13 protein-coding genes are annotated in these 11,159 nt (G+C 53.5%); all 13 read left to right on the top strand.

What is annotated here, in order from left to right; translation table 11 throughout:
• The first annotated feature begins 92 nt into the window (after positions 1-92).
• From trpS to QME66_11140, 13 genes are read left to right on the top strand one after another with little or no spacing between them, the layout of a single operon-like run.
• A complete protein-coding gene (gene trpS / locus QME66_11200) occupies positions 93-1,070 on the top strand; it encodes a tryptophan--tRNA ligase (GenBank protein MDI6809531.1) in 978 nt (325 codons plus the stop codon).
• On the top strand, positions 1,070-1,819 hold the full coding sequence (locus QME66_11195; protein MDI6809530.1) for a segregation/condensation protein A: 750 nt from the start codon (positions 1,070-1,072) through the stop codon (positions 1,817-1,819). Before trpS ends, QME66_11195 begins: the two co-directional genes overlap by 1 nt.
• Positions 1,812-2,405 (top strand): SMC-Scp complex subunit ScpB, encoded by a 594-nt coding sequence (scpB, locus tag QME66_11190; protein MDI6809529.1) that lies wholly within the window; start codon positions 1,812-1,814, stop codon positions 2,403-2,405. Before QME66_11195 ends, scpB begins: the two co-directional genes overlap by 8 nt.
• Entirely contained in the window at positions 2,392-3,123 is a 732-nt protein-coding gene (locus tag QME66_11185; protein ID MDI6809528.1) for a pseudouridine synthase, read from the top strand. Before scpB ends, QME66_11185 begins: the two co-directional genes overlap by 14 nt.
• A gap of 20 nt (positions 3,124-3,143) precedes the next feature.
• Positions 3,144-4,271 (top strand): histidinol-phosphate transaminase, encoded by a 1,128-nt coding sequence (hisC, locus tag QME66_11180; GenBank protein MDI6809527.1) that lies wholly within the window; start codon positions 3,144-3,146, stop codon positions 4,269-4,271.
• The gene (gene cmk, locus QME66_11175) at positions 4,272-4,955 is read left to right on the top strand and encodes a (d)CMP kinase (protein MDI6809526.1); all 684 of its coding nucleotides are present in this window, start codon (positions 4,272-4,274) and stop codon (positions 4,953-4,955) included.
• Positions 4,952-5,590 (top strand): lysophospholipid acyltransferase family protein, encoded by a 639-nt coding sequence (locus tag QME66_11170; GenBank protein MDI6809525.1) that lies wholly within the window; start codon positions 4,952-4,954, stop codon positions 5,588-5,590. Before cmk ends, QME66_11170 begins: the two co-directional genes overlap by 4 nt.
• Positions 5,587-6,438 (top strand): 4-hydroxy-3-methylbut-2-enyl diphosphate reductase, encoded by an 852-nt coding sequence (gene ispH / locus QME66_11165; GenBank protein MDI6809524.1) that lies wholly within the window; start codon positions 5,587-5,589, stop codon positions 6,436-6,438. The genes QME66_11170 and ispH overlap by 4 nt, the downstream gene beginning before the upstream one ends.
• Before the next feature lie 60 nt (positions 6,439-6,498).
• Positions 6,499-8,418 carry a 30S ribosomal protein S1 gene (gene rpsA, locus QME66_11160; protein ID MDI6809523.1) on the top strand — a complete coding sequence of 640 codons (1,920 nt, stop codon included), beginning with the start codon at positions 6,499-6,501 and terminating at the stop codon, positions 8,416-8,418.
• Positions 8,415-9,644, top strand: a complete 1,230-nt coding sequence (locus QME66_11155) for a MiaB/RimO family radical SAM methylthiotransferase (GenBank protein ID MDI6809522.1) — start codon at positions 8,415-8,417, stop codon at positions 9,642-9,644. Before rpsA ends, QME66_11155 begins: the two co-directional genes overlap by 4 nt.
• A gap of 45 nt (positions 9,645-9,689) precedes the next feature.
• On the top strand, positions 9,690-9,956 hold the full coding sequence (locus tag QME66_11150) for a EutN/CcmL family microcompartment protein (GenBank protein MDI6809521.1): 267 nt from the start codon (positions 9,690-9,692) through the stop codon (positions 9,954-9,956).
• Between the two features lie 36 nt (positions 9,957-9,992).
• A complete protein-coding gene (gene sppA, locus QME66_11145; protein ID MDI6809520.1) occupies positions 9,993-10,874 on the top strand; it encodes a signal peptide peptidase SppA in 882 nt (293 codons plus the stop codon).
• A 12-nt stretch (positions 10,875-10,886) separates the two neighbouring features.
• Positions 10,887-11,108 (top strand): zinc ribbon domain-containing protein, encoded by a 222-nt coding sequence (locus QME66_11140; protein ID MDI6809519.1) that lies wholly within the window; start codon positions 10,887-10,889, stop codon positions 11,106-11,108.
• The last annotated feature ends 51 nt before the right edge of the window (positions 11,109-11,159 follow it).

Below are 11,159 nucleotides of genomic sequence, written 5' to 3'. Positions count from 1 at the left end.
GGCGAGAAGCCCCTATGAAAGTGTCGTGTCCGGGGGCAAAGACATAGACAAGGAATTTACAGGACACGACACTGGTTGACGGAGGAGTAAGAGTGAAGAAAGGCAGAATCCTGAGCGGAATGAGGCCGACAGGGAGACTTCATTTAGGCAACTATGTCGGAGCGCTTGAGAACTGGGTTGCTCTGCAGGATCAGTATGAAACCTTCTTTATGGTTGCCGACTGGCATGCGCTGACTACCGGATATGCAGACACGTCTTCCATAAAAGAGGACACGCGGGACATGGTGATTGACTGGATTGCGGCCGGCATCGATCCCGAAAGAAGCCCTGTCTTTGTTCAGTCCCATATCAAGCAGCATGCTGAACTGCATCTTCTCTTTTCGATGATCATAACGACTGCCAGACTTGAGAGAGTGCCGACCCTGAAGGAGCAGGTGCGGACCCTGAAGCTCAGCGAGACTACTTATGGACATCTTGGGTATCCTGTGCTTCAAGCTTCTGATATCCTTGTGTACAGGGCTGACACTGTACCGGTCGGAGAAGACCAGCTTTCCCATATCGAGGTGACCAGGGAGCTTGCCAGGAGGTTCAACAGTCTCTACGGGGAGGTCTTCCCTGAGCCCCAGGCCAAGCTTACGAAATTCCCGAGACTCCCGGGCACTGACGGGCAGAGAATGAGCAAGTCGGTCGGGAACACGATTCTCATTTCTGATCCTCCTCCTGTGATAAAGAAGAAATTGCGGAGCGCCGTCACGGATCCGGAGAAGATAAGGCTCGGCGACAAGGGGCATCCTGAGGTCTGTCTTGTTTACACCTACCATGGGAAGTTCAACGCGCCGGAGCTCAAAGAGATAGAGAGGGGATGCAGGAGCGGCGAGCTGGCGTGCGTCCCGTGCAAAGAGAATCTCTCTTCGAAGATTTCCAGCTTCTTCCAGAACCTGCGGGACAGAAGGGAAGAGATGGAGGCTGATCCAGAGAAGGTGGAAAGGTGGATAAGCGAGGGCGATGATAGGGCGAGACACGTTGCAGAAGAAACCATGGAAGAGGTGAGAAAGGCGATGAAATTCTAATGAACGGATTCCTTCTCTCGACACCGGGTTTCAGCGGTACTCCGGAGCTTCTTCTTCATCTCGTGAAAGAAGCAGAGCTCAAAATTGAAGATCTCTCGATATCGAAGTTGATCGGTCAGTTTCTCGGATACATCAGGTATCTGGAGAAGATTTCTCTCGACGAAGCAGGGGAGTTCATAGTCATCGCATCACTCCTCATGAGACTCAAGGTCTCTCAGCTCATCCCGTCACTTTCCGAGGAAGAAGGGCTGGAGGCCGGCCCGGATGAGCTCATGAGGAATCTCCAAGAATACAGGAAGTTCAAGGAAGTGGCTGCCGCGCTGAAGACAAAAGAAGAAGAGCGAAGGCTTCTCTTCGACAGAGGCTACATTCCGGAAGAAGGAGAGAACGGGGACGAGGAGCTGATTGAGGCAAGTCTGTTCGACTTGCTCGAAGCATTGAGAGCCATCCTTCCGGGTCTCTCCACTCCGGAGCCGATGGAGGTTCGGGCCGAGGAGATTACGATTGAGGAAAAAATGGAGCTGATTCTGAGGAGGCTCCGGGAAGAAGGAAGAATCGGTTTTGCTTCGCTTCTCGATGTTGATCTGGGCAAACGCCATGTTGTGGTGACTTTTGTCGCACTTCTCGAGCTCATAAGGCTCGGCGTTGTGAGGGCGAAGCAGAGGAAAGCGTTTTCCGAGATAACCATTGTGTTGGGGATGGGGCAGGCTGCCGCGGCGGATGTCAGCCGGGGGATAGTTGATGATTGAAGAGAAAATTGAATCGGCGAAGGCCGTCCTGGAAGCAATGTTCTTTGCCTCGAACAGGCCGGTTTCGAAGGGAACACTGCGGGCTGTTCTCTCAGAATTCTCCGAGACCGAGATCGAGGGCGCGCTGGCAGCCCTGAGAGAAGAGTATGATTCCTCCGGCCGCGGTGTCCGTCTGATCGAAATCGCAGGAGGATATCAGGTAGTCTCCAAAGAAGAGTTTGCAGCATGGGTTGAGAGGCTGATGAAAGGGACGAGAAAAGCAAGACTCTCCAAACCCGCTCTGGAGACTGTTGCAGTTGTTGCGTACAGACAGCCCGTGACAAGGGCAGGAATCGAACAAATAAGAGGCGTCGATGTAGCAAGCGTGTTAGCCACGCTTCTTGAAAGGGGCCTTATCGCCGTGAAGGGAAGAGCGCACGGCGTGGGCAGGCCGCTCCTTTATGGAACGACCCAGCAGTTCCTCACGTATTTCCGGCTGAACGACCTTTCGGAGCTGCCGAGGCTTGAGGAATTGGAAATACTGCTTGAGTCACGTGAGTCCCAGGCGGAGGAGTTGGGCGAACTTGGAACAGGTGAGGCTCAATAAATTCCTCTCTCAAGCCAACGTTGGTTCCAGAAGAAAATGCGATGAATTGGTTGGGAGAGGTTTTGTAGAGATAAATGGAAAGGTTGTCCGTGACCCCTGGGTGAGGGTTCATCCCGGCGAAGATACAGTGTCATTCCTGGGACAGAATCTCACCAGGACGCACTCATTCACCTACATCCTTCTCAATAAGCCTTCCGGGTATATCGTAAGTTCCTTCGATCCGAGGGGCAGGAAAACTGTGATGGACCTAATCGGCAGTGTGAAGGAGCGGGTGTTTCCTGTGGGCAGGCTGGACTACATGACCGAAGGTCTTCTCATTCTTACAAACGATGGCGAAATGTCGTTGCGGCTTACGCATCCCAGGTTCGGCATAGAGAAATGCTATCACGTGACTGTTTCGGGAAGAGTGACGAGAGAGAAACTTGGTTCATTGATTACACCGGTCGAGTTCCCGGACGGGAAAAGGTCCAATGTCGTCCGGGCAAAGCTTGTCTCAGAAACGAAGGACGAATCGAAAATCGAGCTTGTTCTCAAAGAGGGTTGGAAGCACGAAGTGAGAAGAATATGCGAGGCCAACGGTCTCAAGGTGCTCTCGCTGAGAAGAGTATCATTTGGTCCGTTGACACTCGGAAATCTCATGACTGGAGCGTTCAGATTCCTGACGTCCCGTGAGGTTCATTCTCTCGAGAAAGCAGCCGGGATCACGAGAAAGAACTGAACAAAGAGGAGGGATTGGCGGTGGCAGTGGACATTTGGAAGGCAGCTCGTCCTGAGATTAAAGAACTTGTGCCCTACTCGCCGGGGAAACCTATCGAGGAAGTGGAGAGAGAACTCGGTATCAGCGGGGCCATGAAGTTTGCATCCAATGAGAACCCCTCCGGCCCTTCGAAAGCCGTTCTTAAGGCCATAACGGATGCCTTCAACCAGCTCAACAGGTATCCGGACGGAGGGTCTTATTATGTACGGCATGCCATTGCAAAGAAATTCGGCCTTGACCCGGAGGGGATAGTCGTCGCCAACGGGTCGAACGAGATAATCGATGCCGTCGGAAGGAGCTTCATTTCGACGGGCGAAGAAGGCATCATTGCAAACCCTTCCTTTATCATGTACAGAATTGCGGTACAGGTGATGGGAGGTAAGCCGATTTTCATTCCCACCAAGGGGTTTGATCACGACCTTGAGGCAATGGCAGCCGCGGTGACGCCGAAAACCAAAGTGATCTTTGTCTGCAATCCGAACAATCCCACGGGTACCACGCTTGGAAAAGATGAAGTCGAATCTTTCATGCGAGCGATCCCGGACAGGATTGTCGTGGTCTTCGACGAGGCATACATAGACCTTGTTGATAGACTAGACTACCCGGACCATCTGAAATACCTGAGGGAAGGCCGGCTCGTCGTCGTCACGAGGACTTTTTCGAAAGTGCACGCACTGGCGGGTCTCAGGATCGGATACGGCATAACAAGCCCTGAGATTGCCTCGCTTCTGAATAGAGTAAGACTCCCCTTCAATGTGAGCTGCCTCGCCCAGGCCGCAGCCCTGAAATCCCTTGAGGATGACAAGCATATCAAGAAGAGTATCGAGATGAGCAAGGAAGGCAGGAACTTCCTCAGTAAGAAGTTCGCTGAGATGAACCTCCGGGTTATCCCGTCAGAAACCAACTTCGTTCTCGTTGATCTTGGCGTGGACGGTGTGGCCGTCACCCGTGAGCTTGAGAAGCTGGGACTGATAGTGAGGAGCATGGTCTCTTTCGGGATGTCGAAGGAATTTGTCAGAATAACGACCGGCACGATGTCCGAGAACCGGAAGCTCGTTGAGGGAATGAAGAAGGTGCTCTCCGGGATGGCTTCAAGAAGGGCCGGATAGTTGAGAAGGGGAATCATTGCAATAGACGGACCTGCCAGTTCCGGAAAAAGCACGACTGCAAAAGAAGTGGCGAGAAGACTGGGCTACAGGTTCTTTGACACCGGTGCGATGTACAGGGCGCTTGCTCTGAGGTGCCTCAGGAGTGGCGCTGACGCAAAGGACGGAAAGGCAGTCGAGGCCGCCCTCAAAGAAGTTTCTGTCCGAATAGAGGACACTGCCGGCGGAAATGACAGGATACTCCTTGACGGCGAGGATGTGACCGATGAGATCAGGGCGCCTTCGGTGGGAAACGCAAGTTCCGAGATTGCCGGCTTTCTTCCGGTGAGGAGGCTGCTGGTAAAGCTCCAGAGAAATCTCGGAAAGGACGGCGGCGTCGTGATGGAAGGGCGTGACATAGCGACCGTTGTTTTCCCGGATGCCGAGCTCAAAGTCTTCCTTGATGCTTCTGTTGGGGAAAGGGCAAGAAGAAGATTTCTTGAGCTCGGGAGGAACGGGCACGGTCCTTCACTTGAGCGTGTCACGAAAGAGCTTTCCGAAAGGGACCGCAGGGATATGACAAGAAAAGAGAGCCCGCTCCAGAAGGCTCCCGGCGCCGTAACAATTGACACGACTGGCATGACGTTTGAGGAGCAGGTGGAGGCAATCCTAAGGGAAGCCAGGAAGGTAATACCAGGAATATCGTGAAGCTCCACTATAGATTGTCGTGGCATATTGTGAACTCGTTTTTCAAATTCGGTCTAGGGATGAAGGTCGACGGAAAGGAATACATACCTCCCGGCGGCGGGCTCATCGTTGCCACGAACCACATCTCATTCTGGGACCCGCCGCTTTTGGGCGCAGCTTCGACGAGAGAGCTATACTATCTGGCAAAGGAAGAGTTGTTCAGGAATGTTTTCTTTCGAAAGCTGATACAGGCGTTTAACGCGGTTCCTATAGGCCGTGACCGCTTTGACAGAAAGGGCCTGTTTGCTGTAATCTCACATCTCAAGAAAGGGCGTGCACTTCTTGTGTTTCCTGAGGGTGGGAGGAATCTCTCCGGAGAGCTCAAACCCGCCAGAACCGGGATAGGCATGATGGCCATGGAGACCTCATCGCCTATTCTCCCCGCCTACATCTCGGGCTCGGACAAGATAAAGAAAGCGCTGAGGAGAAAAGGAAGGGTCAGAATCAGCTTCGGGCCGCCTATTCGGACATCCGAATTCCCGCCGGTCGGCAGGGCCGGGTATAGGGAGTTGAGCGCGGAGGTCATGAAGCGAATTCAAGCTCTTAAGGAAACACATGAGAAAACAGGCATAATCGACGACACATCAATGAAATGAAAGACATAGATGTCATTCTTGCAAAGAATGCCGGCCCGTGCTTCGGTGTGAAGAGAGCCATCGCAATAGCCAGGAGCGCGTTGGAGAAGCAGAACGGTCCGATTTACAGCCTCGGGCCCATCATCCATAATAGGCAGGTTGTGGACAAACTTGCTGGAAAGGGTCTGAGAGTTGTTGATGACGTCCGGAGCATAGAGGCAGGAACGGTAATTGTCAGATGTCACGGCGTGGGGCCGGAGCCCATCCGGGAGGCAAAGGCAAGGGGACTTGAGGTAATTGATGCCACATGCCCTTTTGTCGAGAGATGCCATGAGTATGCGCGGCAGCTCAGCAGGGAAGGGTATTTCACGGTTGTAGTGGGTGACACGAACCATCCCGAGGTTGTGGCAACCGTTGCCAACGCCGGCGGAAGAGCTTGTGTAGTGAATTCTCCGGAAGGCGCTTCTGCATGCGAGGATTGCGAGAAGCTCGGCATCATAGCGCAGACGACGCAGTCCAGGGAAAGGTTCTACTCGATTGTATCGGTGCTTGTGGAGAAGGCGAGAAACGCGAGGGTGCACAATACGATCTGCAACATTACTTCTCTAAAGCAAGCAGCTACCCGGGAGCTCGCCTCTTCCGTAGACGTGATGGTAATTGTCGGCGGGAGAGAGAGTGCGAATACCAGACGCTTGTTTGATATGTCAAAAGAGAAGAATCAGCGGACCTATCAGGTGGAGGGTCCATCCGAATTGGAGAAGAGGTGGTTTGACGGCATCTCGGCTGCCGGAGTCATGGGCGGTGCCTCAACGCCCGACTGGATTCTTGAAGATGTGGTAAAGTGGGTACGGGAGAGGGGCGGCGAATAGCGGCTTCATCTGGCTCCACCGGAGCCATAAAAATACGAGGAAAAGGGGGAAACAGATTCAATGATTGAAGAAAGAACGCAATGGGGTACGGATCCAGAAGAGAAGGAGAATCAACCGAGTTTTGCCGAGAAGAAGACGCCCGGAGGGGCGCGGAGAGCCAAGCCGTCGGGTAAACCTTTTTCGGGAGATAGGCCCGACGAGGGAGAGCCTCACGATGAAGAGAAGACGAACGAAATGGTAAATCTGTATGAGCACTCTCTCAGAAACATTCAGGAAGGAGAGATAGTAAGAGGCAGGGTGCTCCACATCGACGACAAAGAGATCGTGGTTGATGTGGGCTTCAAATCCGAAGGGGCAATACCTGTCACGGAGTTCCCTGACCCGTCATCCATCAAGATCGGCGATGAGATGGATGTCTACCTTGAGAAGACTGAGAATCAGGACGGAGTGGTTGTTCTCTCGAAACAGAAGGCGGACTTCGCCAAGGTCTGGGACCGGGTCAAAGAGGCGGCAGACAGCGGGGAGGTCGTGGAGGGAAAACTCCTCAGGAAGATAAAAGGCGGCATCGTCGTGGACTTTTTCGGGGTGGAAGCGTTTCTTCCGGGATCTCAGATCGGGCTGAGACAGATCCAGAACATCGATGCCCTCCTGAATCAAAGGATGAAGTTCAAGATAATAAAGCTCAACAAGAGGAGAAGAAACATAGTCGTGTCCCGGAGGGCGGTTCTCGAAGAGGAGAGGGCCAAACAGAAGACCGGAATCCTCAAGGAACTGGCGAAAGACCAGGTGAGGCAGGGTGTCGTAAAGAACATCACTGACTTCGGCGCCTTTGTCGACCTGGGAGGGATTGACGGCCTCCTTCACATCACGGACATGTCCTGGGGCAGGATTTCCCACCCTTCTGAGGTCGTTGCGGTCGGCGACAAGATCACAGTCAAGGTTTTGAGTTTCGATCCGGAAAAAGAGAGGATTTCGCTTGGCCTTAAACAGCTTGCTCCATACCCCTGGGAGGAAGTCGACAGGAAGTACCCGGTGGGTTCAAAGATACGGGGAAAGGTTGTCAGTGTCACAGACTACGGAGCATTCGTGGAGCTCGAGAAAGGAATCGAAGGGCTTATACATGTCTCCGAAATGTCGTGGACAAGACATGTGAAACACCCGTCAAAGATTGTCGCCGTGGGTGACATGATTGAGGCAGTTGTCCTCAAGATCGACAAGGAAAACGAAAAGATCTCGCTGGGCCTTAAACAGACTGAGCCGGATCCCTGGAAGGTGATTGACGAGACGTACCGTCCGGGTACAAAGCTCGTCGGAAGGGTAAGAAATCTCACCAACTTCGGCGCATTCGTAGAACTTGAAGAAGGAATAGACGGTCTTCTCCATGTCTCGGACATGTCATGGACGAGAAGGGTTTCCCATCCGACTGAGATTGTCAAGAAGGGCGACAAAGTCGAAGTCATAGTCCTGAGCGTGGACAAGGATTCAAGGAGAATATCGCTGGGGCTGCGCCAGCTGACCGAGGACCCGTGGCAGTCCCTGGTGGAGAGATTCCCGGCCGACACCGAGGTCAGAGGGAAGGTGACACGGTTCTTGGAGAAAGGTCTGATCGTGGACCTGGGAGGTGACATAGAAGGGTTCGTGCCGATTTCCCAGCTCGGGCTTGAGCCAATCAAGAGATCATCGGACAACTTTGCCCTGGGCGAGGAGATCCCGCTCAAGGTTACAAAAGTCGACCCTGACGCAAGGCGTATCGTCCTGAGCGTGAAGGGCTATTTCCTGGCAAGGGAGAAGGCGGAATGGGAGGCGTTCAGAGACCGGGCGCCAAAGGCAAAGAAAGAGGAGGTGCCGGAAGCGGCAGCTGAAGTAGGAGCAGAAGCAGCAGCAGTAGCAGAAACACCTGAGGCAGCAGAGGCCCGCGAAGATAAACCGGCCGCCGAGGGACCTGAAAAAGAATTGGAGAGCGGGGGGGAGACTTCTTGAGGGTCTCTGTCGCGACCTTCGGATGCAAGGTCAATCAGTGCGACTCCGAGGAATTCGAGCTTCTCCTCAGCAGACAAGGAGTGGAAGTAGTCGGACTTGAGGACGGGCTGGATTTCGTAATCGTTAACGGGTGCGCCGTGACAGAAAGAGCGAATTCCGAGGTAAGGAGATTTGTCGGGCGCATGCTGAGGGAGTTCCCGGGAGCAAGGCCAGTTCTTGCAGGGTGCACCGCGAGACTTGACAGTCAGACCGTACCCGGCGGCGAGAAGACACTGGTGCTTCGCAGGAAAGAAGATCTTCTGGATTGCCTGGGGCTTGCTGCGGGAGACAGGATTTCGCCGCGGCAGATAGACTCTCACCGCAGGACAAGAGTGTTTGTCAAAGTCCAGGAAGGATGCAGCGAGCGGTGCAGCTTCTGCGTCGTTCCTTCTGTGAGGGGGAATTCCAAGAGCGTCGAGATATCGGACGCGGTGGACAGGGTAGCTGAAAAAGTCCGCGAGGGCGCCAAGGAAGTCGTCATAGTCGGAACTGATCTCGGGGACTACGGGAGAGGCAACCTTGTTACAACGAATCTCTCTGAGCTGCTTCAAAGAATCTGGGATCTTCCCGGAGAATTCAGGGTGAGGCTTGGCTCAATAGAGTCGAGACATCTGGACCGGGAGCTTGTCAGGCTCTTTGCGTCTTCGAAGAAACTTTGCCGCCATTTCCATGTTCCGGTTCAGAGTGGTGATGACGCTGTTCTGCGGATGATGGGAAGAAAGTGCTTGTCCGCCGAGGTTGCCGCAAGGATCCGGGAGCTCTGCGGCGCGGTTCCCGATGCTTCGATTGGAACGGACGTCATTGTCGGATTCCCTGGTGAAGGAGAGGAGTCGTTTCTGAGGACAGTAGATTTCCTGATCAGCCTTCCGTTTTCCTATTTTCATGTATTTCCGTTTTCCCGCAGGCCGGGGACGCCGGCATTCTCAATGAAAACCGGCATACCGGACGGCGAGATGAGAAGGAGGGCTTCTGTCCTGCGCTCAATCGGCGAAGGGAAACGAAAGAGCTTCGCCGGCAAGTTCTCAGGACAACGACTCCAGGTGCTCTCAATCGGGGATTCACTGACAGACATCGGGCTCACTGACAATTACATTAGAGTGAAGCTTTCGAGGAAGGTTAGGCAGAACCGTTTTTTTAACGTCCTTATGGAGGATTCGGGAGGCACACCGGCGGCCAAGATTCTGTGACACGGGAATGCAGTGGCAGATAGAGGGTGAGGTCTTCTCCTTCGTATGCATCTGGCAAAGGTAGTGGGGACGGTTGTAGCGACTCAGAAAACCCAGAATCTGAAGGGGCTGAGGCTTCTTCTCATACAGCCATACACCGATAGAGGCGAGAAGAGCGGGAGACCACTTGTGGCTGTGGATACAGTTAGCGCTGCCCCCCAGCAGATGGTATTTTTTGTCAGAGGAAGGGAAGCGGCGAATGCCCTGGAAGAGAAGTTCAATCCGGTGGACGCAGCAATAGTCGGGATAGTTGACAAGATTGAACACGGATGAGCGTTGCAGTGCACGTTAGCTGCCTAAGGTCACATGGTGAGAAGAAACGAAATCGTTGTTGAGATAATCCTAATCGCCCTCGGACTTTTTGTAAGCGGTTCAATCCTCTTCATGATCGTGGGCTCATTGTCGGACCGCAACGAGGCGGTCCTCGCCGGCAAAAGAGTGGGATTGGTAGAGCTATATGGAACGATTGATGGAGAGGCGAGCTCCGTTGTCAGTCAGCTGGAAAGGCATAAGGAAGATCGCTCGGTCAAGGCCGTTGTGATCAGAATTGACAGCCCGGGCGGCGGAGTTGCTGCGAGCCAGGAAATCTATGAGCAGGTCGGAAAGGTGAGAAAGGCAGGAAAACCGGTTGTCATATCGATGGCCGGGGTTGCTGCATCGGGCGGTTACTATGTCTCTTGTGGGGCCGATTCGATTGTTGCGAATCCCGGGACGCTGACGGGCAGCATCGGAGTGATCATGAGCTATGCCACGGGCCAGGAGCTTCTGAAGAAACTCGGACTGCGGTTTGAGGTTGTTAAGAGCGGCAAGTTCAAGGATACTGGAGCCATCTATAGAAGTCCGACTCCGGAAGAGAGGAAGTACCTTGTTGGCATAATGGACGACGTATACGATCAGTTCGTTGACGCGGTGGCCACAGGGAGGAAGCTTGAGAGAATGAAGGTGCTTTCCATCGCAGACGGAAGGGTATTTACCGGGAGGCAGGCTCTTAGTCTTGGTCTCGTTGACAAGATGGGAGATCTGGATGACGCGATAAGGGTGGCTGGCAGGATGGCTGGAATTAAAGGGAAACCTGCCATTGTTCGAAAGATTAGGAGGAAGCCCTCGTTGTTTGACCTGGTTAGGAGATTCTTCGAAGAAGAGACTGTCGTCAGGAGAACCGGGCTTCGGCTGGAATACAGAATGGAGTAGTGAGGAGAAGCAATGCCGACTTTTGATTTCCTCTGCGAGAGTTGTGGCAAGAGTTTTGAATTCACCGTGAAGTCACTCGGGAAATCTCGCGTGAGCTGTCCGCACTGCAAGGGGAGAAAGACCAGAAGGCTGTTCTCGCCGTTTGGCATTTCAGGAAAGGGCATGAAGCCAGTGACAGCCTCGGGAGCGAGCTGTTCTACCTGCGGTCCGAGGAACTGCTCGACCTGCGGCTAGTGCACCGTAACATAAATAAGTTGACATTGACATTGCCCCAGAACGGTGCAC

This window comes from Candidatus Eisenbacteria bacterium (assembly GCA_030017955.1).
In the GTDB taxonomy this organism is placed as follows: domain Bacteria; phylum Eisenbacteria; class RBG-16-71-46; order JASEGR01; family JASEGR01; genus JASEGR01.
The sequence above is the reverse complement of the archived record's forward strand: the minus strand, read 5'-3'. Positions and strand labels throughout refer to the sequence as shown.

Excerpts from the sequence above, each read along its gene's own strand:
- QME66_11195 (MDI6809530.1), top strand. The coding sequence starts at position 1,070 with ATGAACGGATTCCTTCTCTCGACACCGGGTTTCAGCGGTACTCCGGAG.
- scpB (MDI6809529.1), top strand. The coding sequence starts at position 1,812 with ATGATTGAAGAGAAAATTGAATCGGCGAAGGCCGTCCTGGAAGCAATG.
- ispH (MDI6809524.1), top strand. The coding sequence starts at position 5,587 with ATGAAAGACATAGATGTCATTCTTGCAAAGAATGCCGGCCCGTGCTTC.
- rpsA (MDI6809523.1), top strand. The coding sequence starts at position 6,499 with ATGATTGAAGAAAGAACGCAATGGGGTACGGATCCAGAAGAGAAGGAG.
- QME66_11150 (MDI6809521.1), top strand. The coding sequence starts at position 9,690 with ATGCATCTGGCAAAGGTAGTGGGGACGGTTGTAGCGACTCAGAAAACC.
- QME66_11140 (MDI6809519.1), top strand. The coding sequence starts at position 10,887 with ATGCCGACTTTTGATTTCCTCTGCGAGAGTTGTGGCAAGAGTTTTGAA.